The sequence below is a fragment of the Brevibacillus sp. AG162 genome (genome assembly GCF_006715575.1).
Classification (GTDB): Bacteria; Bacillota; Bacilli; order Brevibacillales; family Brevibacillaceae; genus Brevibacillus; species Brevibacillus brevis.
The window spans coordinates 793,208-816,436 of sequence record NZ_VFNO01000001.1 but is presented as its reverse complement, the minus strand read 5'-3'; the positions used below and the strand labels follow the sequence as shown (position 1 = coordinate 816,436).

At 47.7% G+C, this 23,229-nt stretch carries 26 protein-coding genes; 10 read left to right on the top strand and 16 right to left on the bottom strand.

The window, feature by feature from the left end:
- Positions 1-27 precede the first annotated feature (27 nt).
- The 3 genes from FB479_RS30385 to FB479_RS04005 all read left to right on the top strand — a co-directional run bounded on the left by FB479_RS30385 (position 28) and on the right by FB479_RS04005 (position 2,257).
- Positions 28-168, top strand: coding sequence for a hypothetical protein (locus tag FB479_RS30385; protein WP_007718846.1), 141 nt, complete (start codon positions 28-30; stop codon positions 166-168).
- A 67-nt stretch (positions 169-235) separates the two neighbouring features.
- On the top strand, positions 236-1,291 hold the full coding sequence (locus FB479_RS04010) for a DUF2515 family protein (RefSeq protein ID WP_106656503.1): 1,056 nt from the start codon (positions 236-238) through the stop codon (positions 1,289-1,291).
- 21 nt (positions 1,292-1,312) lie between these two features.
- Entirely contained in the window at positions 1,313-2,257 is a 945-nt protein-coding gene (locus tag FB479_RS04005) for a hypothetical protein (RefSeq protein WP_142062581.1), read from the top strand.
- On the opposite strand, the gene FB479_RS04000 is transcribed toward FB479_RS04005, so the two are convergent.
- The 3 genes from FB479_RS04000 to FB479_RS03990 form a co-directional block, all read right to left on the bottom strand.
- A complete protein-coding gene (locus FB479_RS04000) occupies positions 2,224-3,153 on the bottom strand; it encodes a sugar phosphate isomerase/epimerase (RefSeq protein WP_142062578.1) in 930 nt (309 codons plus the stop codon). The genes FB479_RS04005 and FB479_RS04000 overlap by 34 nt on opposite strands.
- 64 nt (positions 3,154-3,217) lie before the next feature.
- On the bottom strand, positions 3,218-3,811 hold the full coding sequence (locus tag FB479_RS03995) for a DUF1444 family protein (protein WP_142062575.1): 594 nt from the start codon (positions 3,809-3,811) through the stop codon (positions 3,218-3,220).
- A gap of 20 nt (positions 3,812-3,831) precedes the next feature.
- On the bottom strand, positions 3,832-4,947 hold the full coding sequence (locus FB479_RS03990; protein WP_142062572.1) for a DUF3900 domain-containing protein: 1,116 nt from the start codon (positions 4,945-4,947) through the stop codon (positions 3,832-3,834).
- Positions 4,948-5,057: 110 nt separating this feature from the next.
- Here FB479_RS03990 and FB479_RS03985 point away from each other — a divergent pair, with 110 nt between their 5' ends.
- Positions 5,058-5,900, top strand: a complete 843-nt coding sequence (locus tag FB479_RS03985) for a serine/threonine protein kinase (protein ID WP_142062569.1) — start codon at positions 5,058-5,060, stop codon at positions 5,898-5,900.
- Between the two features lie 33 nt (positions 5,901-5,933).
- On the opposite strand, the gene FB479_RS30380 is transcribed toward FB479_RS03985, so the two are convergent.
- The 3 genes from FB479_RS30380 to FB479_RS30375 form a co-directional block, all read right to left on the bottom strand.
- On the bottom strand, positions 5,934-6,089 hold the full coding sequence (locus FB479_RS30380; RefSeq protein ID WP_007718860.1) for a hypothetical protein: 156 nt from the start codon (positions 6,087-6,089) through the stop codon (positions 5,934-5,936).
- 36 nt (positions 6,090-6,125) lie between these two features.
- The gene (locus FB479_RS03980; protein ID WP_142062566.1) at positions 6,126-7,370 is read right to left on the bottom strand and encodes a DEAD/DEAH box helicase; all 1,245 of its coding nucleotides are present in this window, start codon (positions 7,368-7,370) and stop codon (positions 6,126-6,128) included.
- 151 nt (positions 7,371-7,521) lie between these two features.
- Positions 7,522-7,665: a hypothetical protein gene (locus tag FB479_RS30375; RefSeq protein ID WP_162837736.1), complete on the bottom strand. Its 144-nt coding sequence runs from the start codon at positions 7,663-7,665 to the stop codon at positions 7,522-7,524.
- Between the two features lie 135 nt (positions 7,666-7,800).
- Between FB479_RS30375 and FB479_RS03975 the strand changes: the two genes are divergently transcribed.
- The gene (locus FB479_RS03975; protein WP_142062563.1) at positions 7,801-8,877 is read left to right on the top strand and encodes a phosphodiester glycosidase family protein; all 1,077 of its coding nucleotides are present in this window, start codon (positions 7,801-7,803) and stop codon (positions 8,875-8,877) included.
- A gap of 34 nt (positions 8,878-8,911) precedes the next feature.
- Positions 8,912-9,427 carry a DUF6886 family protein gene (locus FB479_RS03970; protein ID WP_142062560.1) on the top strand — a complete coding sequence of 172 codons (516 nt, stop codon included), beginning with the start codon at positions 8,912-8,914 and terminating at the stop codon, positions 9,425-9,427.
- Between the two features lie 44 nt (positions 9,428-9,471).
- Here the strand turns inward: FB479_RS03970 and FB479_RS03965 are convergent, their stop codons facing one another.
- Both FB479_RS03965 and FB479_RS03960 read right to left on the bottom strand, forming a co-directional pair.
- The gene (locus FB479_RS03965; RefSeq protein WP_106656510.1) at positions 9,472-11,043 is read right to left on the bottom strand and encodes an ABC-F family ATP-binding cassette domain-containing protein; all 1,572 of its coding nucleotides are present in this window, start codon (positions 11,041-11,043) and stop codon (positions 9,472-9,474) included.
- A gap of 38 nt (positions 11,044-11,081) precedes the next feature.
- Entirely contained in the window at positions 11,082-11,939 is an 858-nt protein-coding gene (locus tag FB479_RS03960; RefSeq protein WP_106656511.1) for a HEPN domain-containing protein, read from the bottom strand.
- Positions 11,940-12,146: 207 nt separating this feature from the next.
- On the opposite strand from FB479_RS03960, the gene FB479_RS03955 reads away from it, so the two are divergent.
- Both FB479_RS03955 and FB479_RS03950 read left to right on the top strand, forming a co-directional pair.
- Positions 12,147-12,296, top strand: a complete 150-nt coding sequence (locus FB479_RS03955; RefSeq protein WP_106656512.1) for a small acid-soluble spore protein P — start codon at positions 12,147-12,149, stop codon at positions 12,294-12,296.
- Between the two features lie 128 nt (positions 12,297-12,424).
- Complete coding sequence (locus tag FB479_RS03950; protein WP_106656513.1) at positions 12,425-13,180, top strand: hypothetical protein; 756 nt, start codon at positions 12,425-12,427, stop codon at positions 13,178-13,180.
- Here the strand turns inward: FB479_RS03950 and FB479_RS03945 are convergent.
- The 5 genes from FB479_RS03945 to pdhA form a co-directional block, all read right to left on the bottom strand.
- Positions 13,175-13,336, bottom strand: coding sequence for an aspartyl-phosphate phosphatase Spo0E family protein (locus FB479_RS03945; RefSeq protein ID WP_106656514.1), 162 nt, complete (start codon positions 13,334-13,336; stop codon positions 13,175-13,177). The two genes, FB479_RS03950 and FB479_RS03945, sit on opposite strands and share 6 nt — an antisense overlap.
- Positions 13,337-13,458: 122 nt before the next feature.
- A complete protein-coding gene (gene lpdA / locus FB479_RS03940) occupies positions 13,459-14,868 on the bottom strand; it encodes a dihydrolipoyl dehydrogenase (RefSeq protein ID WP_106656515.1) in 1,410 nt (469 codons plus the stop codon).
- A 6-nt stretch (positions 14,869-14,874) separates the two neighbouring features.
- Positions 14,875-16,263 (bottom strand): dihydrolipoamide acetyltransferase family protein, encoded by a 1,389-nt coding sequence (locus FB479_RS03935; protein WP_142062557.1) that lies wholly within the window; start codon positions 16,261-16,263, stop codon positions 14,875-14,877.
- A 101-nt stretch (positions 16,264-16,364) separates the two neighbouring features.
- Positions 16,365-17,345, bottom strand: a complete 981-nt coding sequence (locus FB479_RS03930; protein WP_047067643.1) for an alpha-ketoacid dehydrogenase subunit beta — start codon at positions 17,343-17,345, stop codon at positions 16,365-16,367.
- Positions 17,346-17,348: 3 nt separating this feature from the next.
- On the bottom strand, positions 17,349-18,434 hold the full coding sequence (gene pdhA / locus FB479_RS03925; protein WP_015891588.1) for a pyruvate dehydrogenase (acetyl-transferring) E1 component subunit alpha: 1,086 nt from the start codon (positions 18,432-18,434) through the stop codon (positions 17,349-17,351).
- A 328-nt stretch (positions 18,435-18,762) separates the two neighbouring features.
- Here pdhA and FB479_RS03920 point away from each other — a divergent pair, with 328 nt between their 5' ends.
- On the top strand, positions 18,763-19,497 hold the full coding sequence (locus tag FB479_RS03920; protein ID WP_007718904.1) for an alpha/beta hydrolase: 735 nt from the start codon (positions 18,763-18,765) through the stop codon (positions 19,495-19,497).
- Between the two features lie 3 nt (positions 19,498-19,500).
- On the opposite strand, the gene FB479_RS03915 is transcribed toward FB479_RS03920, so the two are convergent.
- The 3 genes from FB479_RS03915 to ltaE form a co-directional block, all read right to left on the bottom strand.
- Positions 19,501-19,698: a hypothetical protein gene (locus FB479_RS03915; RefSeq protein ID WP_015891590.1), complete on the bottom strand. Its 198-nt coding sequence runs from the start codon at positions 19,696-19,698 to the stop codon at positions 19,501-19,503.
- Positions 19,699-19,841: 143 nt separating this feature from the next.
- Positions 19,842-21,485 carry a peptide ABC transporter substrate-binding protein gene (locus FB479_RS03910; protein WP_142062554.1) on the bottom strand — a complete coding sequence of 548 codons (1,644 nt, stop codon included), beginning with the start codon at positions 21,483-21,485 and terminating at the stop codon, positions 19,842-19,844.
- A 235-nt stretch (positions 21,486-21,720) separates the two neighbouring features.
- The gene (gene ltaE, locus FB479_RS03905; protein ID WP_142062551.1) at positions 21,721-22,746 is read right to left on the bottom strand and encodes a low-specificity L-threonine aldolase; all 1,026 of its coding nucleotides are present in this window, start codon (positions 22,744-22,746) and stop codon (positions 21,721-21,723) included.
- A 124-nt stretch (positions 22,747-22,870) separates the two neighbouring features.
- Here ltaE and FB479_RS03900 point away from each other — a divergent pair, with 124 nt between their 5' ends.
- Entirely contained in the window at positions 22,871-23,173 is a 303-nt protein-coding gene (locus tag FB479_RS03900; RefSeq protein ID WP_142062548.1) for a HesB/IscA family protein, read from the top strand.
- The last annotated feature ends 56 nt before the right edge of the window (positions 23,174-23,229 follow it).

The window sequence follows — 23,229 nt, the reverse complement described above, 5'->3', positions numbered from 1 at the left end:
GAAAGGCAGCAGAAAGGACGATCACCTATGAACATCTACGAACAAGATGGGATTTTTGTCGCTGAAACGGAGTTCCAATCGGAGCACGTTGTCATTTTTGCGAATACGTGGGAGGAAGCCAAGGAAAAACTACTCGTTCGGCTTCTCGTACTAGAAATGATTGGTTGAGTAAAAAGCGGGTCGCCCAGTGGACCTGCTTTTTCAATGTGAAAACAACAAGGAGCTACCCATAACCATGAAAGATCCGACAGCAACGAAAATTGACGAGCAGCACCTGATCGCTCAAATCAGACAAGCAACAACCAAAGCCAATCGCAACAATGTCACCCGCACACAAGCATACCTCGCCTTCTATCTTGAGCATCAAGAGGTTCACTGGGCGTTATTGGCCCATCTGGTCTCACGAAATGGCGGGTGGAACATGACCGACTTAAAAGGAGAATGGCTACCGCTTATCATGGATGCACAAGCAATCGAGCCGTTTTTTTGGTTTTTGGAAAGATGTAACTGGCTGATTTTTCACGATGCCTATGCGCAATTACTACTGTATGCGGAGATGAAACGAACGGGGACAGATTTAACAAAGCTTTTGGAGCCACTTGGTGTTTCAGTCTTTATGCAATCGTATTGGCAAGAGTTCCTCACATCCAAAGACAGTGCGCGCATTACACATGCACTCATCGTCAACGAACAGCAATATATCGAACAACGTGTCGTACAGAAGCCGTTTACACTGAATCGTATATTCGCTTCGTTTGCTTTCGTCGCCCAATCTGCTCTCTCGATGAATCAAGTGCTCATTCCTTATAAAGCGCATCCCACTGATCGCCGACTGAGCTTGATCGGGTTGAATGTTCATCATTTTCCCGACGTCAGAAACCGCATTCAGGTCGGAAAAACGTTGTATCAGCAATTGTTTGAAGATCCTTTTCGCTTTGAAAAAATGGTCTCCTATTGCTCTCGTATTCCTCATACAGGCTCGCGAGCAGATTATTGGCCGCATTTGTTCACACCTCATCATACTCCTTCCACCACAAAAGATGAGTACCAACTACGATTGGATGGACATGAGCTGCTAGAAGGAAGTCCGAAGATATACAGCCCACGTCTTCAAGATGCATGGGCTGATTATGGACACGATCCGGCAGATGGGGTAGATTGGTTTCGAGATGAAAAATGGCACAAGGTCGTGAAAGAACCTGCTTCACTGCCTGCCATCGACAGTGATTCTTATGTGCGTTCCTTGCAATGGATCGAATACGGAGTCAAACTCGTCTCAGCAATCACGTAGCTTGGAGAGGAGATCAGCCCCATGGAAAAATGGATGCAAGAAATGGCGTTGAATCAAACAAGTTTTTTGCTATCCTGCCAATTGCCGAGCGGCACCTTTCGCCTCAGCCCTAAACGTGATCAAATCAATCCGTACTTTACTAACCTCGGAATCATTTCCCTCATCCGCATGAAAGAGGTAGTGGCTGTTCGAGGTCATCTCGATTGGTATTTGCGAAACCTGAATGCGGACGGCTATATCAATGATTTTCGTCTTGAACAAGGCAGAGAAATCGATACCGGCACAAATGATAGCGAAGATAGCTACCACACTACTTATTTCAGCCTGCTTGCGGAATGGATACGAGCAACCGGACGTATGGACTGGCTCCATGCCAACCACGCTAAACTCTTGTCCCTTCTCCAAGCAGTTGCCCGCCTTCAACAGAAGGATGGTCTGACCTGGGCGAAGCATACGTATCGAGTCAAATATTTGATGGACAATTGCGAGGTGGCTAAGGGGCTGGCAGATGCTTCGTATTTATTTTCGTTGATCGGAAATGTAGAGGCTGCCGAGGAAGCGGCAGCACGCGCCAAAGCCTGCGTGCTCGGCATCAATGGGATGTACAGTCGGATTCGCAAGTCGTATGCAATGTATGATCGTACGTACCCCGGCTGGCGAAAATGGTATCCGGACGTCACTTCCCAAGCATTTCCTATCGTCTACAGCTTGACTGATGCCAATACCGCCTCGCTGCTCTACCAGAGGATCACAGACGCGTTCCCGCATTTTGATACGTTTCAGACTGGTGATTTATACCCTTGGATGACGATGGGGGTATGCGCGCAGTTAATGGGTGATAAAACACGGGTGAAGACCATGCTCGTAACGGCCACAGACTTGTACATACACGGTCCCAGGTACCCGTACTGGCTGATTCAAGATGCCGGACGCTATATTGAGTTACTACTGGAAGTGGATTCATGAGGATCAGATAAGAGCTGCTTCACCCAAAGATAGCAACGCTCAAGTTGTTCATCTGTCACTTGGTCGGAACGATGCTCGAACATGATCTTTACGTGCGGGTTTTCCTTCCGGATGATTGTCAGGTAGTCCTCAATCGGAGCCCACCCTGCTTCCGGTTTACATTCAGGAAGAACGGGAAAGTGAACGAATTCAACCTTATCAGCGGTCACCTTCATACTCTTCAAATGAATGCTCCACGCATACTTCGCATACTTTTGGATGACAGGACGCGCATCGAAAAACGGGTCGATTTTTTCTTGCAGGAATAATCGACCGGTATCGAGACAGAGCTTGATCATTGGATATTTCTGCAGCAAGCATTCTAAAAATTCAGTCTCATACACATATCGGTTGAGTGCATCGAATTCAAGGACTGGCGTGAAGTGAAACTCCTTGCCTTTCTCAGCCAACCACGCAAACAGCTGCTCACTACGATATCGAAACTCTGCTTCTGTGTAGACATGCTCCCATACATAGTCTCGCGAATCATAAAAGCGCCATTCACTCCAGTCGACGCGATTATCCAAAATGACAGGCTTCGGATAATGGAATAAGATATAGGTTGGCTGAATGAATGCCATAAACGCAAGTTCCCTTTCTATCCTTTCAAATGCCTCGGCTCTCGTCTGATCATGAGCATCCATGAATAGAGCATCCCGCAGCTCGGATTGACCTGCACGCAGCGGAAAATGAACACCAATCGCAAATCCTTTTGCTTGAGACTCACGCTGTAGTTTTTGGATATCCTCCTCTGAATCAAACAAGCATGCCTCTATTCCGTAAAAGCCCTCCTTAAAATCTCGTGCGTATTTAGCCTGATCAAAACCTCCATATTGACCAATCATGAAATTTTTCATTCGAGGGTTTCCTCCTATTTTCCTACGGTATAGAAAACGCGGGAAACCTCTCCCCGCGCTTGCTCTACTTTCTTTCAATTTTCGTACCCGAGTCGTGCGTCACCACGAGAAATGGGGTCAATTCCCCTTCCTCCCAATAAAAGGGCAAGACAGAAATCGGCACTTGCCCTTTCGATGCAAAATCATAAGTGAGACGCGCTAACAGGTGGGCTCCAGCTTCTCCTGCCATATCCGCCACAATCAGCACATCCTGATGCGGAATCGCGACACCAAGCGAGTCTCCTTGCTTTTTCTGATCCATCTCCGCCAGAAATGAATCAAGCAAAATTCGACTTGCCGCGTATCCATCTGTCGGACTAATAAAATGGATGCGCTGACCTCCTACCTCTTGTGACTTTATTGAAAAGGGAAGCTTTCGCAAGTTTTCCATCGCGTAGGAATGAAGCTGCTCGCTCGTCCAGCCTGCTTCCTGCAACATCCGCTTCTCTATCAATGCGTATCCTTCCCCTTGATCTAGAGCGTACAGTACGTACGTATCAGCCGTATGCTCCTTCACCACCCAACGCTCCGGGTACTTGCTGATCATGGAGGCATGACGCAATACCGGATAAATGTTATGCTCTTGGCCGCTTACTCTTCGTTGTCGATCCAACTCCATCCCTCTCTTCCCTTCGTTCATTACCAAGGTGGACTATCGTCGTCCTCCGTCGGCGTGCTCACTGGGGTATACGCAACGTTTTGGCTTCGCTCTTCGATTTCTTTCACGATGTCTGCCAATGCCTTAGGCTTTAAAAACTCAACAGGGGACATGCCACGCTCGAACTGTAGCTGCTCGCCTTCTAATAGCACCAAATAACGCCCGTTTACTTTAGCGATATGCAGGCTGGTACCGTAATCTGCCAATAATGTGCGGATCTGCATATGATCCAGCTTGAACTTCAGCTCGACCTCTGGTTGGCGATCCGTAATGATTTGCATCGCTTCCATTACGGTCTCATGCTCCCATTTTTCTGCGAGCTCCCGCTTCGGACTTGCCGCAATGAGTTCAATCGATTCCTCTTCCCGTATCCGCTCTTCAGACTCTTCGGGATACGTATATTCGATGTGCTGTCTCGCCAATGAAATGACTTCTTCAGAGACGATCTGCGTCATCGTTTGCGGATACTCGATAAAACGCAGAAATTCCTCGAAATACCGCGCGTGGGAGAACTGATGGATCTTCACATGATACGGGTCATTCATCCCAGATTCGATCATGTACGGATACATCAGTGATTTCATGTTTTTGGCATTGATCGCCATGCGTACATTCGATATAAGGCTCTTCTCATCTGTGATGACCGCTGTTTTTTGTTCGAAATCGCATTTTAAAATAAAGACATAGCGCTCATCAATAAGCTCTAGCCTCGTCCGCACCACAATCATGACCCCGCCTCTCACCTGAGAGGTTCGCAAATACGACTGAATCAACTCCTGACAGGGCTCCTTGCTCTCCCCTGGCGTTTCCGCTGCCAACAATCGATTCAAGAGGGCATAGTTGGGGTTCGAGTCCAATGGATGTCCTGTCTCCAGCACAAATTGACCCAGTTTTGTCGGCGTGCCTTCTGTCTTCGGATTCATCTCGACTTTTCTTTTCGCAATCCGGGCGAATTCCCCATCGAGAAAATCTTTCAGCTCGCTTCTCAGATATTCATCATGGCCCAAATAGCGCGTCATCCGCACTTGTTTTATGCCATCCTCTTCTTCAGGTTGTTCCATTAGATAAAAGGATAACCAATCAATTGTAAAATTCATACCCTTCGCTCCTGTCTGCATGTAACGAACTGATTATAGCAAACCTATTGAAAAAAAGGTCAGCTTTTTCAAATCATGATAAGATGAAGGGAGGAGGGGAAAATCAGACAATGTGGACTCGTATAAAGTCATGGTGGAACGAAACGATACGCGATAAACCATATCAGCCCGGCCACCTGGCAGGACAGTATAAAATAACAAAAGTACTAGGGATGGGAAGCTACGGGATCGCATATCTCGCTACTCACAACCCTACAGGTAATCAGGTCGTGCTGAAACAAGTGAAACCAAGCCTGCGTCATACGCCAAAAGGAGAAGCCATGCAAGCGTATGAAAAAAAGGTGCTGATGTCCCTCTCGCATCCGCAAATCCCCCGCTGTCTGGATTCTTTCACTTATCGGCAAGACTCGTTTATGGTTATGACTTATATAGCAGGCCCGACACTCGAAGACATGTTGTTTGATCAAAACATCGTGGCGGATGAGCAAAAATGCGCCGAATGGATCCGCCAAATCGGGGAACTCGTGGCCTACCTCCATGAGCAAAATGTGATTCACCGCGACGTACGCATCCCCAACGTCATCTGGAAAGAGGACAAGCCGTACCTGATTGATTTTGGCCTCGCTCGGTTCATTGGTGATCGCCCGACTTACACGGCTGATGCCCTTTCCGCTTACCCGTCTGAAAAACAATTGAAGCGAGAAGTTGCTCCATCCAGTGATTTGTACGCATTGGGACATTTCTTTTTATTCTTGCTCTATTCCGGGTACGAATCGGAACCTGACGCACCTGAAAAAAGCTGGGAAGAAGAGCTCACTTTATCCCCTTCCATTCACATGATGATACGGCGCTTGTTACAAATGGACGCCCCTTATGAAAGCGTACATGATTGGCTAATGGAGCTGGACCGCTATTTGATCCACTACCAAGAAAAAAGAGCAGGGCATCCGTAGACTCCACGGATTCTCCCTGCTCTTTTTCGTCATTCATTCTGCAATCGGCTCTTGTTTCGCCTGTTCCATCTTTTCCTTCAGTTCCCCTGCTTCCTGGCGCAGCACTTGCCGTTCGTGTTTCGTCAGAACTTCTCCACCAACTGTGCCATTTACCAGCAAATCCTCTTCATATAACCGATCTTTGCGCATGGAAACCTCCTGCAGACAAGTTGTGTACTTCTTGTCCTACTTTGTTCCAAAGCTGCCCTTCTTATGTGCACGATTTTGATTCCGTTTTGCAGGACTCGCATTTTTGGCTGGAGCGCCTGACTTTTGGGCTGGCTCGGGCTTTCGTACAGGACGCGGATCTTCCAGTGCTCCATGCGACATGAATTTTTCAGCAATAGGCAAGCCTGTTTGCTTGGAAAATTTTTGGATGATGAACCGTTCCTGTGTCGTAATAATCGAAAATACCAGTCCGGCACGCCCCATACGCCCAGTTCGGCCACTGCGATGAATGTACGTGTCAGCATCTGATGCAGGATCGTAATGAACAATACATTCCACACCTGGAATATCAATGCCACGTGCCGATACATCTGTCGTAATCAACACAGGGAATACTCCATCCCGGAATTGTTGCAGGGTGCGGGCACGATCTTCTTTCGTAGCATCACGGTGTAGGAGTCTGCACGGCAAATGGTGGTAGTTGAGCTTCGAGACAATCTCGTCCACTTTTTCGATTTGATTGACAAAAACAATCGAGGAGCGTACATTCACGAGGCGCAACAAACGACGAAGCGTGTCCACCTTTTTGCGTGGATCGGTGACCAAATACATATGTGCTACTCCTGCGGCTCCTTCTGGTGCTGCTGCACGAATAACAGCTGCATCTTTTGTAAAAATTTCAGCCGTATGCACGACTTCCTCTGCGATTGTCGCTGAGAATAACAGACGTTGTGTATCACGCAGTGTTTTTTTCATGACCTCTTGAACTGGCTTGCCGAAGCCCGCATCCAGCATCCGGTCTGCCTCGTCGACAACAACCGTCTTCACTTCATGGACCTTTAGCTTGCGTTGCTCAATCAGTTCCAACAGTCTTCCTGGTGTCGCTACGATCAATACAGGCTTCTTCTTCAGCCTCTCGATTTGGCGTTTCACATCGACACCGCCAATAATGGACATCACGGCCGTGTCCTTCCCTGGCAGAAGGCTTTCTGCTTCCCGCGCGATCTGAACAACGAGCTCATGCGTCGGTGCAAGTACAATAGCCTGTACATCTTTTTGCTCCATATTGATTTTCGATAAAATCGGCAATAGATACGCAAACGTCTTGCCTGTCCCTGTCGGTGATTCAATCAAGGCATCTCGACCAGCCATAATCAACGGGATGGCTTCACTCTGTACAGGTGTCGGTGTTTCCATTTTTCGCTCTCGCAATATAGTCAACAGCGGTGCGCTAATTTGTAAATCTGCAAACGTGGTGCTCACAAAAACCCTCCTGGCATAAATTCGTGCATTGGGTAAGCTTACCACACTTTGCAGGTAGAAAACAGAGGTAAGCCAGTCCTCATGAGGTAAGGTCCATCAGAGATAGATAAAAACAGGCGAAATCCGCATTGGACTTCGCCTGACCTTCCTTCTACCCGTTATTGGAATCGAAACGGGTTTCCTGCTTCTCACCCTGGTCTTGACGGTCCCGGCTGGTGGTTTGGTTACGTGTCCCTTTTGGACTTTCCATGTACTCCTCTACTTCCTTTTGAAACGCCTCATCATAGTCACGCACACCTATCACCTCCTGTCCTTTATTTTGACCAGGGTGATCACATATTATTTTCCTGAAACCTTTTGCTCCCTCATGCGTCTTCTCCTATAGGAATGATAACCCAAGTACAATTTGTCAAATGGATGTGAATATGGAATGGAGACGTTATCGCGCACTCGCACTCGCACACGGAAGCGAGCCAAGCGCAAAAGACCATGGCGTTGGGTCAAGAAATGGATGCTCGGCACTGCCTTAACCTGTACAACCTTAGCACTGCTGGGAATTATTTTTTTATTCGGAACGAAAAACGGAGTAGAATTACGCGAGTGGGCGGCAGGCACTTTGTTGACAACACAGCACGATTACTGGGCCCCCTATACATTTTTACCTGATGAAAAACTGAAAGAACTAAAGCAGCAAATTACACATCCGACCGTTATCAATTCCGAAGGCACAGGTACAGTCACGGCAGGACCTTCTGTTCCGACGAAATCGAATCTGGTAACCGTCACACTTCCGGAGAAACCAAAGGAGCTAATCGAGATTGAGGAAATCGACATCTCGAAAGGCAGTTATTATTTTAAAGGAAAAATCATGTACATTAGCGACCCGAGCAGAGTGCGGCTCGTCGTGACGAATCGCAAGGACCGTGGAGATCTGCTCGATGAGTTCGTGAAAAAAACAGGAGCCATCGGGATTGTCAATGCGAGCGGATTCGCTGACCCAGACGGCTACGGCAAAGGAGCGCGAGCCTACGGTGTCGTCATCCACGACGGAAAGATTTTGCAGGGCTACAACCCGAGAAGCGGAGAAACCGCGTTAGGACTTACCTATGACGGTAAACTGATTACAGGCAGCTACTCGGCTGAACAACTCGTAAAGATGGGCGTGCGGGACGCTGTGAGCTTTCGTCCGCAGTTGATTGTAAACGGGAAAAATATGTTTGAAGGAAAGCCTGCCAAAAGCTGGGGTATTCAACCGCGTACCGCAATTGGACAAAAAGAAGACGGGACGATCGTATTTGCTGTCATTGACGGACGCCAACCCGGCCATTCCATCGGCGCTAGCATGAACGATATGGCGGAAGTATTGGCTGAGCGCGGCGTGGTTACAGCAATGGCCATGGACGGTGGTTCCAGCTCCATGATGCTGCACAACGGTGAAGCCATCACGAAAACGTCTTCTCCGTATCATCGAGGCCGCTATTTGCCAAATGCGTGGGCTGTTTTTTAGAGAGGGCTGAGAGGATAGAGGAGGTTTAAGACACTTGGACAAATTGTTTCATTATAGTGAAGACCCGGCCATTACGATTTTTCAGCCTCGCGCACATCCCTCCCACCCCACACTTGCTCCGGCTGTATGGGCGATTGATGCAGCAAGAGCGCCGATGTATTATTTACCGCGAGATTGCCCGCGGATTTGCTTTTACAAAAAAGCAGATTCCGAGTCAGCAGACGTCGAGCGCTTTCTTGGGTTGACGAGCGCCAAAATGGTTATGGCTATCGAAAGCAAATGGTACCCCGTGCTTACACAAACTAAGCTATATGAATATACCTTCTCTCCAGAACCTTTTTATTGTTGGGACGAAGGCGCGGGTTACTATTTGTCAAAGGAAACCGTTACGCCACTACACGTAAGGCCATTAGGAGACCTCGTACACTGCCTTAGCCAAGTGGATATAGAATTGCGAATCACTCCTTCGCTGTTGCCGCTTCGAGATTCATTGCTACAAAGCAGTCTGCATTTTTCCATGATCCGTATGCGAAATGCGTCGCTCACATAAAAAAACAGGCAGTCTCACCCAATGGTGGCTGCCTGTTTTTGCTTTTACAATTTAATCGGAGTTTTTGCCTGTTCCAAGCTCCATTTCTCAACATCCCACGTCTGTGTAACCCAATCCTCATAAAATTCAGGTTCGTGGCAAACGAGAAGGACGGTCCCTTTGAACTCCTTCAACGAGCGTTTGAGCTCTTCCTTGGCGACGACATCCAAGTGGTTCGTCGGCTCGTCAAATACCAGCCAGTTGCTTTCGCGCTGCAGTAATTTACAGAGACGAACTTTTGCTTGCTCGCCCCCGGACAGAGCGTTCATGTTACGATTGATATGCTCATTTTTCAAGCCACAACGTGCCAGCGCTCCGCGAACTTCATGGTTATTCATGGAAGGGAATTCATTCCATACATCATCGAGTGCAGTAATTGGCTTCGCCTTTACTTCTTGCTCGAAGTAAGCAGGATGGAGGAAATCACCTTTCTCCAGTTTTCCGCCCAGCGGTGGAATCACACCCAGCAACGTTTTCAACAGGGTAGACTTACCGACACCGTTCATGCCGACAATCGCTACTTTTTCACCGCGCTCCAGCTTCACGCTAAGCTTCGGCAGCAATGGATGAGAATATCCGATCTCCAAGTTTTCAGCCTCGATGACAAAACGGCTACTTGCCCGGGATTCTTTAAAGATAAACGAAGGTTTCGCAGCCGTTTCCGGCTTGTCGATGCGATCCATTTTATCAAGCTGCTTTTGACGGCTCTTCGCACGGCCAGTAGTAGACGCACGTGCCTTATTGCGCGCAATAAAGTCTTCCATCTTTGCGATTTCTTCCTGCTGCTTCTCAAATGCGTCAAAGTGCTGACTGCGTTTCATCTCAGACTGTGCCAGAAAGGATTCGTAGTTCCCTGTGTAACGATTCAACTTGGTAAATTCCAAATGATAAATCACATTCACGACTTCGTTCATGAAGGTCGTGTCATGGGAAATCAGCATGAAGGCATAAGGATATTCCTTCAAGTAGTTTTTCAGCCACACGATATGCTCTTCATCCAAGTAGTTCGTCGGCTCATCCAGCAAAAGAACAGTTGGTTGTTCCAGCAGCAATTTTGCCAAAAGAACCTTGGTACGCTGACCACCAGAGAGGGAGGAAACGTCACGGTCCAAACCGATTGCACTCAAACCCAAAGCGTTGGCGATTTCATCTACTTTCGCATCGATCAAATAAAAGCCGCTAGTTTCCAGCTTGTCTTGAATTTCGCCCATGCGCTCCAGCAATTCTTCCAGTTCCTCTGGAGTCGCCTCGGCCATCTTTTCACCAATCGTCATCAGTTCCGCTTCTTGCTCCAACAGCGGCAGGAAAGCATCCTTGAGTACGTCGCGAATCGTTTTGCCAGCTTGCAACTTGGTATGCTGATCCAAATATCCGTATTCGATTTTGGGCATCCATTCAACACGACCATTATCAGGCAAGTTTTGGCCTGTCAAAATCCCCATCATCGTTGATTTTCCAGTACCATTTGCGCCTACGAGTCCTACACGGTCATTCGGTTGCAAACGGAAAGACACATCGCGAAACAAAACACGGTCCCCAAAACCATGGGACAAATTCTCTACAATCAAAACACTCATGCTTTATTCTTCCTCCTGATCTGTTTCCTCTATGAGGCTTACAACAAAATTCTTTCAAAATAAGTGGGAGCGTACCGTGCCACATAAGATTCGCCCGTAAATACCAATTCGTCCAGCCGAACGCGTATATCCTGAAGGTTGACACTTTCCCCGGCGATGTTTAAGATCGCGGCTCGTGTCATTGCCCTCAGCGTATTGACTTCTGCAGCCAGCTTGTCACCGAACAGCTTGCCGCTATGCACAATCTCTGAGCGATGATTGTACGATTTTTTTACAAACTGTGCAATCCGTTCACGCTGCAAGGCGGTTTCTCCAAAATAGTAAGCCATTCGGACACGCAATTTATAGGTAATCTCGCCTTTTTTGCCATCGGGAACGAACAATGATTCCAATGCAATCCACAGATCCAACAGCTGATCCTCGTAGTTTTTCTTCTCCAGCGAAAGCGTATAGCGACGAAAAGCAAGGGACGGCAGCTTCTGTTCGACTAATGAAGTAAAAATGCCCGCAGCTTCATCATCAAATGTGTACTTGTCACCATCAAGTGATCGCTTTAAATACGTAATGCCATACATATTGCCATTGACGGTAATGATGTAAGGAATCGAACAAGTCCCCGTTGTGGACGCTAGATTCAGCTTACTTTCGATTTCTTCAATCCACACCCGATCATCCGTTACTTTCATCTCTTCGTGATCCCCAACTAAAAATAAACTGCTGGGGTCTACACGCAAATCAAAAGTTCGCTTGTTCTCGTCCATCTCATTGCGCAAGAAACGAGACGCGATCTCATATGGCCTCTTTGCCCCTGATATGAGCGTGTACGAATTAGGCAAATCGATCCGAACGGGCTGTGCTGTTGTTGAATTGAATACGGGGGCGATTAAGACCGGCATAGTTCTCGCTCCTTCCAGACCAGCAGAGCTCGTTTATTGTTTACATAATAAATATTATGTTCTATAAACAGTATCGTGCCATTCTGTAGTTTTGACAACATATCAATTCCTTCTAAATGTGGACATGCTTCCTTATAGAATACCAGCATTTCCTATGATTCGTCATCATGTGTTTACGCCAAACTACGTAAAGAAGGAGTTGATTTTATGGAAAAGGACCATATTCTTGATGAAAATCCGCATCAAACTTACAATAATGTAGCTCAACCGCTGGAACAGACTGGCGAACCACAGCCCGGCTCTAAAAAAGTGAAGCAAGAAAATCATTCGCGCTCCATTCGAACACGAGAAGGGTAATGGATGGCACCCGGCTCTATTGCGGTCGGGTGCCCTGCCCTTCCTTTTTTTTACATCGAAAAAGATTGAATTGTCCCACAAGGATGCACTATGATAAATTTAGTATCCTTGATGGAGGTTAAGTGAAGATGATCACGATTCCACTTCCGGGCAACCATAGCCCTCTTTCCAATTTGATCAGCTACAGTGTTTCCCCGCTGTACGAGATGGCTGCTAGTTTGTATACACTCGCCCAAGAGACACCTCCCGAGCGATTTGCGTATTGGACCGAAGAAAAGTTAGAGCAGTTTGACTCAGCCCGTCTATTAAAAGAATGGAGCTATTTCGTCCCCCTCTTTCGATATGGGATCCCTGACTCATTTGACCCCCTACATACAAAAGGCGTGATGGCTGTCGATGATCAATATGAGTACTTCGTAACACTTCCCACCGATCATTTTGTGCGAAGTATGAAACCGATCTTGGAGGAGTGGATATTGCATCACGATGCTCCTATGATTGCCTTCGATTTAGAAGAGGATGCCGATTATGTGAAAGGCCGTTTTAGCCTGTTCGTTTCATCTTATTGGCAGTTATTTTTTGAGGCGAATTGGGAGGCGATTGCTCCAAAATTTGTTCGTGAAGCAGAACGGATTTATTACTCTTTACAAGGAATCGAATCCCTTACCACCTATTTGCAATCCATTTCTCCCGCCATTACCTATGACACAGCAACTCATCAACTTACCTGTCCGAGTAGTGGTCCAAGCTACGATGCGCAGCAACTCATTCTATATCCTAGCTATTATTATGCCCAAGAACCCACGCTTACGAAAAAAGGCTGGAATGCCCATTTGCTTTATTCCATCTCGGAAGCACCCACTCAACCAAAAACGCCCTCATGAAGGGCGTTTTTCATGTTGCATATGTGCGACAATTAATTGATCTAATTGTTGGCTGATTCTCACGATTTCAGGGTCAAGAAAATTGTAACCTGCATCTTTTGCTGCACGTTCTAGCCTTTGTCGCAAGTCATCAATCATCTTACTCGTAATTTCCATGCTGCAGACCCCCACCTAACGTTGTCTCCCACTATTTTACATTATTTCAGAACAGGTGGAAAGGGGAAGATGTGGAAGAAAAAGCCTTGTACCCGTTTCCGGCACAAGGCTTTTTCCACTTCCTATTTCATGACGTGGATCGGACGACCCAAAGCCAATTCAGCAGCTTCCATTGTTACTTCACCCAGCGTTGGATGTGCATGGATGGTCAGCTCGATATCTTCGAGTGTTGCGCCCATTTCGATCGCCAATCCGATCTCTGCGATGATGTTGGATGCTTCTGGACCAACGATTTGTGCACCTAATACGAGATTCGTTTCTTTTTCTGCAATCAGCTTCACGTAGCCTTCGCCTGCATTTACAGACAGAGCGCGACCGTTTGCTGCGAATGGGAAACGACCTACAACGTAATCGATGCCTTTTTCTTTTGCTTCTTTCTCATTGATTCCTACGCTTGCGATTTCTGGATCGCAGAATACAACCGCTGGAATCGCCTTGTAGTCTACTTCTGCTGGATGGCCAGCAATCGCCTCAGCTGCAACCTTACCTTCGTAGGAAGCTTTGTGAGCCAATGCAGGACCAGCTACGATATCCCCGATCGCGTACACGTTAGGAATGTTCGTGCGACCTTGTTTGTCAACAACGATCAACCCACGGTCAGTTACGTTCATGCCGATATCGCGAATACCGAGTTCATCTGTATTCGGGCGGCGTCCAACAGTAACGAGTACGTATTCCGCCTCGATTTTTTGTTGCTCGCCTTTTACTTCCGCAGTCACGATCACACCGTTTTCTGTTTCTTCCATTCCTTGTGCCAATGCTTTTGTATGGATGGTAACGTCGAGCTTTTTCAGCTTGCGTTCCACCAAACGTGGCATGTCTGGCTCAAATCCAGGCAAGATTTGATCGGAACCTTCCAAAATCGTAACTTTCGTACCGAACTTCGCGAACACAGTACCAAGCTCGATACCGATGTATCCGCCGCCGATTACCACGAGGCTCTTCGGCAGTTCAGTCAAGGACAGCGCTTCAGTAGAAGACATTACGCGTTTGCCAAACGGGAATGCAGGCAACTCGATTGGACGCGAACCAGTTGCAATGATGCAATGCTGGAAGCGATAACGGTTGACATCATAACCGTGGAATACACGTACTTCATTTTCACTTACGAACAATGCTTCACCAGGGATTACCTGGATTTTGTTGCCTTTGAAGAGGGAGCCTACGCCACCAGTCAGTTGCTTCACGACGCCGCTTTTCCACTCTTGCACTTTGGCAAAATCCACTTTTACATTTTCCATGGTGATACCCATGGATTCTGTATGTTGTGTGTGCTCATATGTGTGTGCAGCGTGGATCATCGCTTTGGAAGGGATGCAACCTACGTTCAGGCACACGCCGCCCAGCTCAGCTTTTTCCACGACAGCTACTGTTTTACCTAGTTGAGCTGCACGAATCGCTGCAACATATCCACCTGGACCGGCACCAATTACGAGTACGTCAACCTCTGTAGTAAATTCACCTACTACCATTGTCTCTTATCCCTCCATGACGAGCAGCGTTGGGTTTTCGAGGAGCTGCTTCACGTAGTTGACGAAACGCTGTGCAGGTTCGCCATCAACCAAGCGGTGGTCAAAGCTCAAGGACAAGTGCAACATTTGACCTACCGCGATTTCTCCATTTTTCACAATCGGCTTTTCGCTAATGCGGCCAACACCCAGAATAGCTACTTCTGGATAGTTAATGATTGGCGTGAAGAACATACCGCCCGCAGAACCGATGTTTGTGATGCTGAAAGTAGAACCTTTCAGCTCGTCAGCAGTCGCTTTGCGGTCGCGTGCTTTCTTCGCCAGATCGCCGATTTCGCCTGCGATTTGGAAGATAGATTTGCTGTCAGCGGATTTCACAACTGGAACCAGCAAGCCGTCTTCAGTCGAGGTAGCGATACCAATGTTGTAGTACTTTTTAAAGATGATTTCTTGTTTTTCATCGTCGATAGAAGCGTTGAGCTCTGGGAATTTCTTCAGACCAGCTACAACTGCTTTCACGATCATAGGCAGGTAAGTCAGCTTCACACCACGCTCTTCAGCAAGTGGCTTCGCATCTTTGCGCATAGCGACAAGCGCTGTAACATCCACTTCGTCGAAGATCGTTACGTGTGGTGCTGTGTAAGCAGATTTCACCATTGCTTTCGCAATTGCTTTACGCATACCTTTCAGCGGAACGCGCTCTTCCAGCTCGCCAGCTTGAGGTGCGTGGTGAACAGTTGGAGCCGCTGCTGCTTGTGCTACACCTGTAGCTGCTGCTGCAGGAGCCTCAGTTGCTACTGGAGCTGCCACTTGGGCAGCTGGTGCTGCTGCTCCGCCAGATACGAAGCGGTCTACGTCTTCACGTGTAATGCGACCCAATTTGCCTGTACCAGGTACATTAGCCAATTGCACGCCTTTTTCGCGAGCGTATTTGCGAACAGAAGGTGTAGCCAACACATGCTTGCGGTCAATTGGTGCCGCTACTGCTGTTGCAGTTGCTTGTGCCATTGGCGTTTCCAGAGATTGGTTCGCATTTGCACTCACCTGGGAACCGATGTCGCAGCCTGGCTCCATTTTGTCCTCAGCTTGAGGCGCTGGTGCCGCTTCAGCAGCGTGGGAATCGCCATGACCATGGTCTGGCAAATTCGGAATTTCGCCTTCTACGTCAAACTCGATCAGTGGATCGCCGACTACAGAAACCGTACCCTCGGTTACTTTCAGGTCGATAACTTTCCCTTTAACAGGCGACGGTACTTCTACAACCGCCTTGTCATTTTGTACTTCCATGATGACTTGGTCTTCTTCTACGGAATCTCCGGGCTGTACGTGCCATTTGACGATTTCGCCTTCATGGATACCCTCGCCGAGCTCCGGGAGTCTGAATGTAAAACGACTCACAGTATCTCCTCCTTATAACACTTCGCCATAGTAGTAAGCCTATATTTCCCAAAAGAAGGCGGAAAGCTTTCAACTTTTCCGCCATTATGTCCGTTTCTCAATTAAAAATCGAGGACTTGAGTCAGACCATCTACTACGCGTTTTACGTCAGGCAGCCATACATCTTCTGCTTGTGCAAACGGGTAAACGGTATCTGGTGCTGTAATACGCAGCACTGGTGCTTCGAGGTGCAGGATCGCACGCTCGTTGATTTGCGTGATGATTTCTGCCGCAACACCAGACGTTTTTTGTGCTTCTTGAACTACAATCGCACGATTTGTTTTCTTCACAGAATCCACGATCGTATCGATATCGAGTGGGCTGATGGTGCGCAGGTCGATTACTTCTACTTTTGCTCCACGCGCTTTCTCGATTTCTTCTGCTGCTTTCAGGCTGGTATGCACCATCGCACCATAGGTGATGATGGTAACATCGCTACCTTCTTTTACTACGTTTGCTTTGCCGAGTGGAATCGTGTACTCGCCTTCTGGAACTTCTTGACGGAAGGAACGGTACAGCTTCATGTGCTCGAGGAAAACAACTGGATCGTTGTCGCGAATCGCGGAGATCAACAGTCCTTTTGCATCATATGGGTTGGAAGGGATAACCACTTTCAGACCCGGAGTTTGCATCATCAAGCCTTCCAAAGAGTCAGCATGCAGCTCAGGCGTTTTCACACCGCCACCAAATGGGGAGCGGAATGTAACTGGGCTCGTGAAGCGACCGCCGGAACGGTAACGCATACGAGTAGCTTGAGATGCAATAGCATCGAACGTTTCAAATACGAAACCAAAGAACTGAATTTCTGCTACTGGACGGAAGCCGTTTACGGAAAGACCAACAGCCAAACCGCCGATTCCGGACTCAGCGAGCGGCGTATCGAAAACGCGTTGCTCGCCGAACTCAGCTTGCAGACCTTCTGTTGCACGGAACACCCCGCCGTTGTTACCTACGTCTTCACCGAAGACAAGAACGGTTTCATCGCGCTTCAATTCTACGCGCATTGCATCCGTAATGGCTTGAACCATTGTCATTTGTGCCATGGCTTATTTCGACTCCTTCGCCAGGAATTCTGCCTTTTGCTCTTCGAGTGCAGGCGGCAGTGTCTCAAACATTACATCGATCAGTTCGGAAACCTTCATCTTAGGTGTTTCGTCCGCTTTTTTGATTGCGTCCGCAACAGCTGCTTTCGCTTCTTCGATGACAGCTTCTTCGTCTTTTTCGCTCCACAGGCCTTTTGCCTCGAGGAACTTGCGGAAGCGGATCAGTGGATCGCGCAGTTCCCACTCGCTTTGCTCTTCACCTGTACGGTAACGAGTTGGGTCGTCACCAGCCATGGTGTGAGGACCATAACGGTACGTCATTGCTTCGATCAGAGTCGCACCTTCGCCATTCACGCCGCGCTCTTTTGCTTGTTGAACCGCGTAGTAAACTGCGAGAATATCCATACCGTCAACGCGTTCGCTAGCAATACCAGCTGCAACTGCTTTGACTGCGATATTTTCAGAAGCCGTTTGTTTTTCGAACGGCAGTGAGATTGCATAACCGTTGTTTTGGGAGAAGAAGATAACAGGCAGCTTGTATACCCCTGCAAAGTTCATACCCTCGTAGAAGTCACCTTGGGAGGTCGCACCATCACCAAAGTAGTTGATCGCAACTTTCTTTTCACCGCGCAGCTTGTAACCCATTGCAACACCTGTTGCTTGTGTACATTGAGCTGCGATGATGATTTGAGGCATCAATACGTTTACACCTTCAGGAATTTTGCCACCCTCGATGTGTCCGCGGGAGTACAGGAATGCTTTGTGCATAGGGTAACCATGCCATACCATTTGTGGAATATCACGGTAGCTAGGCAGGACAAAGTCTTCTTTGGAAAGAGCAGCCTCGGAACCGATCATGCTTGCTTCTTGACCAGCTACTGGTGCATAGAAACCAAGGCGGCCTTGGCGGTTCAAGCTGATTGCGCGTTGGTCCCATACACGGGTAAATACCATTTTACGCATCAGTTCACGCAATTCATCATCGGAGAGCTTAGGCATCAAGTCAGGACGAACAACTGTACCATCCGGGGCAAGAATTTGCAGCGGGGCGTTGTTCTCTGTTTGTTCAACAGCAGTGGATACGCTCATCACATTCACCTCGTCACTAGAATAAGGGACTTCCTTTTCCCGAGTTGCCCTTTGTCGCCTTTATCTGAGCATCTGCTCGATGAGCGACGAATGCAATTCGCAGCGGAAGTGACCCTGATAAAAACCAGAAGAAAGTTGCATGGTGCAAGAAAGGGCTTACAGCGCCGTTTGCAACACCCTGTTATAATGCAGATGAAATACCTGTTTAACGTGTTACAGTATTGATATTACAGGGTTTATTTCCTCTCTGTTATCATTTACTATATAAGCTGTATCAGTTTTTTTCAAGGCTTAGTTTTTCATTTGAGCAAACAGGGAGTGTGAATCGATGTCTGACTATGTAAAGCGAACTATAATGAAAGAAGAAGTGCCCAGCATCCACGTGGACACTCCCCGCTCGGTCAAAGTATACCTACCGCCGGGGTACAATGAGCTTCTTTCATACCCTGTTGTGTATTGTCAGGATGGGAACGACTTTTTTACGATGGGGCGAATCGCAACCATCTCCAATCAATTGATTCTGGAAGAAGGTATCGAACCCTACATCGTCGTCGGTGTCTCAGTCGATCGCAACAAGCGCACGAGCGAGTATTCTCCGTCTGGGTCGAGAAACGCAGCCTATCAGCGTTTTTTCACCGAAGAGCTGATTCCTTACATAGAGGAGCGCTATCCTGTACGCCGTGATCCTGGTTCACGCATACTGGCAGGAGACTCTTTGGGTGGAACCGTTTCTTTGCATCTCGCATTGGAGCACCCCGACCTCTTTCCACAGGTACTCGCGCTGTCCGGGGCTTTTTTCCAAACGACACTCGACCCGCTTTTGAATCAGTCCAGTCTATCTTGGCTGCGAATCTGGATGGTCGTTGGCCTCGATGAGACAGCTGTGGAAACAAGTGCGGGTACCTTCGATTTCGTGCAATGGAATCGCGAGGCAAAACAGATTCTGGAGGACAAGCAAGCAACCTTGTCCTACCGAGAAAAACCAGGGAATCACGTCTGGGGTTTGTGGCAAAAAGAGCTGCCTGACGCCTTGCGTTACTTCTTCCCACCTCCCCGTCTGTAACCATTACGAGCCATTGATTTCTTTGATGTCCTCGTACCCGTAATACCGGCCATCCACCAGGAAAATACCTTGGTGGTTGGCTTTTTCAATTTCGCCCGCAACTTGATTGGCGTCGTTTAGAACGATGTTGACAATCTTGCTCTCGTCCCGTTTCATTTGATTGAGAATTCGTTCTCGCTCTTTAGCCGAGATCATATCCATCCCTCTTTTCCCCTATGTTGGATAGCTATAGTATTTCATTGGCGGGTCTGAATTACACACAAGTGAGTCAACCGAATGGACCCAAAAAAAGCCTTGCCGCTCTCCCATTTTCCGGACACGGCAAGACTTTTACACGTCTTTATTTATTGTTCGACGGTTGTATATTTAAAATCTCTTCCACCAAACGGGTTGATCAAAAATCCTTTGACTTTTTCATTTTTTATATAGGGTCTTGCGCCATAATACACAGGAGCAATCGGCATTTCCTCCATTAAGATAGTCTCAGCCTCACGCATGATCGCATTACGCTTCGTCGGATCTTTTTCCAAGTAACTCTGGACGATTAGCTCCCGGTATCTGTTGTTTTCCCAAGCAGCGTCATTCGTCCCCACTGTTTTGTCCTTGAAAATTTCCAGGAAATTGATGGGGTCGTTAAAATCAGCACCCCAATTTCGGTAGGCAAACTGATAGTTTTTGGAGCGCTTGTTTTGTAAAAATACTTTTTCCTCCAAGCCACTGATTTTCACATCAACACCTAGACTTCTTTTCCATTGATCCTGAAGAGCTTCCGCCAGCTTTTTCTGACGATCGTCACCTGAACCATATGTGAATGTCACTTCAGGCATCGTCGAAAGCCCCAGCTCCTTCAACCCTTCTGCCAATAACTGCTTGGCTTTGTCTACATCCTCTTGAAAATAGTCATTTCCGCTGAGTTGCATAGAGGGCGGAACCCATGCAAAAGCCGCAGGCACCCCTGTCTGCACGATTCCGTCTACGAGAGGCTGCCGTTGGATTGAATACGAGAAGGCTTGTCGAATCTTTTTATTCGTAAAAGGGGGCATGGTTGTATTAAAGGTGACGGCAACTGTATTCGGATACGGCGCCATTACGACTTTTCCTTCATCTTGCAAAGCGGGGATCACATCGACGGGCAACACATAGGTTGGATGCCCTCCCCAGTCCAATTCACCAGAATCAAACAACGCTTGAGCGGTATTGGTATCGGTAATCATGCTCCAGACGATTTTGTCGAGCTTCACGGCATCTTTATCATGATACTTCTCGTTTTTCACAAGAACCAATTTGTTTTTATGTTCCCACAGCTCCATTTTGAATGGACCGTTGCCCACGTAGTTGTCTGGAGACGCTGCCCAGTCCGGATGTGCCTCCAAGGTCTTTTTATGTAAAGGAAACAATGTCGGGAAAGCCGTCAGCTCGTAAAAAAACGGAGCTGGCGAATTGAGCTTAACCTCAAGCGTAAAATCGTCTAGCGCCTTGACCCCAACGTCTTCATGCGATCCTTTCCCTGTGTTGAATTCCTCAGCCCCTTTAATGAAATAAAGCATATAGGCATATTCGGATGCTGTCTTCGGATCGAGATTTCTTTTCCAGGCGAACTCAAAATCATGGGCGGTTACCGAATCTCCGTTACTCCATAGCGCATTCGTTTTCAATTTAAACGTGTACGTCGTCAGATCCTCGGATACCGTATAACTGTCGGCAATCGCGTTGGCTATTTTCCCATCCGGTCCATAGCGAGTCAATCCTTCAAAACAGGCAGTAATGACATCAAAGGAAGTTCCATCGGAAGCAAGTCCGGGATCTGCTGTCGGAGGCTCTCCACCGTCTGCGTTCCAATTCAATACCATCTCTTTCCCCGTTGGCTGCGTTGGTTGAGATGCCTGATCATTCGGTTTGTTAGGTACAGCTGTTTCACTTGTACTACATCCTGCTAAAACTTGCAGCAGCAAGAAACAGCTCAAAACGAAGCTCATCCTCTTTCTCATCGAGTCCATCCCCCTTGATTCCATTCGATTCCATCCACCAGTAAACGTTTTTGCTTTATCACACTACCATGATAACGCAAGTGTAGACGAAACAAATCAGACGGAATGGCGAAAAACTGATCGCGTATAGACTCATGTTTTGTACAAATTGTCTAATTATTTTGAATTAATTATTGTAGCAAAGAAAAAAGCCAGTCCTTCCTTCGACTGGCTCCAAGTGGTTGAAACGAAACAATTACACCGTTTCCAATAATTGCTCGACTGCTTCCACAACGGTCTTGATATGTTGATCACGAATGTGTCGATGCGTCGTAAAGCGAATGACATACTCGTCAAAATCAACAGCGAGCACTCCTTTTTCCTCCAATCGCTCCAAGAAGGCGACAGCTGTTTGTCCAATCGAGTCCGTATTCACGAGTACGATATTCGTCTCGACTTGCTCGACCTGAAGCGATAGCTGGCGCAAGCCTTTTGCCAATTGCTGTGCCCGTTCATGGTCTTCGGCCAATCGTTCAGTCATTTGAGTCAGAGCGATGATGCCCGGTGCTGCCAAATACCCTGCCTGGCGCAGCCCGCCTCCTAATTTTTTTCTCCACCATCTCGCTTCTTCGATAAACGCACGATCACCAGCCAAAATAGAACCAACTGGAGCACTAAGCCCTTTGGACAAGCAAATCTGAACGGTATCGGCAAAAGCGCTTAGCTCACTGACTGCAACACCTTGGGCCACAGCCGCATTGAAGAGACGGGCACCGTCCAAATGAACGGGAATACTGTATTTTTGTGCGATATCATAGACACTCTTCATTTGCGCGACAGAGATTACCGCCCCGCCAGCGCGATTATGTGTATTTTCGAGACAGATCAATTTTGTGCGAGGAAAATGGATATTGTTGCCCCGAATCGCCCTCTCCACACCCTCTGCACGCAAAGCACCACGTTCGCCAACCAGTGTCCGTGTCTGCACGCCAGCCAATGCCGACATAGCGCCGCCTTCATAGTAAAAAATGTGCGAATCCGCTTCCGCAATGACCTCGTCTCCGTTGACACAATGCGTCAAAACAGCCACTTGATTGCCTTGCGTTCCACTTGTTACGAACAGGGCTGCTTCCTTTCCGAGTATTTCAGCCGCGATCGCTTCCAAACGATTGACAGTTGGGTCCTCCCGGTAAACATCATCACCAACCTCCGCTTCCGCCATTGCTCGAAGCATCTCCTCGGTTGGTTTGGTAATGGTATCGCTGCGCAAATCGATTTTCATAGATGACTCTCCTTCCTCCCTGTTGTCATTCTCTAGACATGTCGTAACACTTTCAACATTGCATCCTGAATTCCCTCTTGCTAAGATGAAGGGGTAACTTACATACAGTTAGGGGATTTGACCTGTGAAACTAAAAATCACGCGTAACGCTGCCAAGCAATTGGCTCCAATCATCGAGCAAGAAGAAGACAAAGAATTGAAACTGCGCGTTTATATTACTCACGCTCACGGTGATCATGCACACTACGGACTCGCTCTGGACAAGCCAACAGAAGAAGATGTTGTGATCTCGACAGACAAAGAGATCGATGTGATCATGAAAAAGGATGAGCCATTGCTAGATGGCGTCGTCATTGATTACCTCTTCTTGCCGCAAGAAGGTTTTGTTATTACCAACCCTTCTAAAGGTAACACAGGCGACCACTAAGCATGATACAGATAAACCCTCTGCTTTTTACAGGCAGAGGGTTTTCTTTGATAATT

What these genes read in the sequence shown, in the direction of transcription:
- FB479_RS03910 (WP_142062554.1), bottom strand. Translation starts at nt 21,485, where the DNA reads ATGAGAAAGAGGATGAGCTTCGTTTTGAGCTGTTTCTTGCTGCTGCAA.
- FB479_RS03950 (WP_106656513.1), top strand. Translation starts at nt 12,425, where the DNA reads ATGATCACGATTCCACTTCCGGGCAACCATAGCCCTCTTTCCAATTTG.
- FB479_RS30385 (WP_007718846.1), top strand. Translation starts at nt 28, where the DNA reads ATGAACATCTACGAACAAGATGGGATTTTTGTCGCTGAAACGGAGTTC.
- lpdA (WP_106656515.1), bottom strand. Translation starts at nt 14,868, where the DNA reads ATGGTAGTAGGTGAATTTACTACAGAGGTTGACGTACTCGTAATTGGT.
- FB479_RS04005 (WP_142062581.1), top strand. Translation starts at nt 1,313, where the DNA reads ATGGAAAAATGGATGCAAGAAATGGCGTTGAATCAAACAAGTTTTTTG.
- FB479_RS30380 (WP_007718860.1), bottom strand. Translation starts at nt 6,089, where the DNA reads ATGCGCAAAGATCGGTTATATGAAGAGGATTTGCTGGTAAATGGCACA.
- FB479_RS03965 (WP_106656510.1), bottom strand. Translation starts at nt 11,043, where the DNA reads ATGAGTGTTTTGATTGTAGAGAATTTGTCCCATGGTTTTGGGGACCGT.
- ltaE (WP_142062551.1), bottom strand. Translation starts at nt 22,746, where the DNA reads ATGAAAATCGATTTGCGCAGCGATACCATTACCAAACCAACCGAGGAG.
- FB479_RS03960 (WP_106656511.1), bottom strand. Translation starts at nt 11,939, where the DNA reads ATGCCGGTCTTAATCGCCCCCGTATTCAATTCAACAACAGCACAGCCC.
- FB479_RS03975 (WP_142062563.1), top strand. Translation starts at nt 7,801, where the DNA reads ATGGAGACGTTATCGCGCACTCGCACTCGCACACGGAAGCGAGCCAAG.
- FB479_RS03990 (WP_142062572.1), bottom strand. Translation starts at nt 4,947, where the DNA reads ATGAATTTTACAATTGATTGGTTATCCTTTTATCTAATGGAACAACCT.
- FB479_RS03930 (WP_047067643.1), bottom strand. Translation starts at nt 17,345, where the DNA reads ATGGCACAAATGACAATGGTTCAAGCCATTACGGATGCAATGCGCGTA.
- FB479_RS03995 (WP_142062575.1), bottom strand. Translation starts at nt 3,811, where the DNA reads ATGGAGTTGGATCGACAACGAAGAGTAAGCGGCCAAGAGCATAACATT.
- FB479_RS03915 (WP_015891590.1), bottom strand. Translation starts at nt 19,698, where the DNA reads ATGGATATGATCTCGGCTAAAGAGCGAGAACGAATTCTCAATCAAATG.
- pdhA (WP_015891588.1), bottom strand. Translation starts at nt 18,434, where the DNA reads ATGAGCGTATCCACTGCTGTTGAACAAACAGAGAACAACGCCCCGCTG.
- FB479_RS03945 (WP_106656514.1), bottom strand. Translation starts at nt 13,336, where the DNA reads ATGGAAATTACGAGTAAGATGATTGATGACTTGCGACAAAGGCTAGAA.
- FB479_RS04000 (WP_142062578.1), bottom strand. Translation starts at nt 3,153, where the DNA reads ATGAAAAATTTCATGATTGGTCAATATGGAGGTTTTGATCAGGCTAAA.
- FB479_RS04010 (WP_106656503.1), top strand. Translation starts at nt 236, where the DNA reads ATGAAAGATCCGACAGCAACGAAAATTGACGAGCAGCACCTGATCGCT.
- FB479_RS03920 (WP_007718904.1), top strand. Translation starts at nt 18,763, where the DNA reads ATGTCTGACTATGTAAAGCGAACTATAATGAAAGAAGAAGTGCCCAGC.
- FB479_RS03985 (WP_142062569.1), top strand. Translation starts at nt 5,058, where the DNA reads ATGTGGACTCGTATAAAGTCATGGTGGAACGAAACGATACGCGATAAA.
- FB479_RS03955 (WP_106656512.1), top strand. Translation starts at nt 12,147, where the DNA reads ATGGAAAAGGACCATATTCTTGATGAAAATCCGCATCAAACTTACAAT.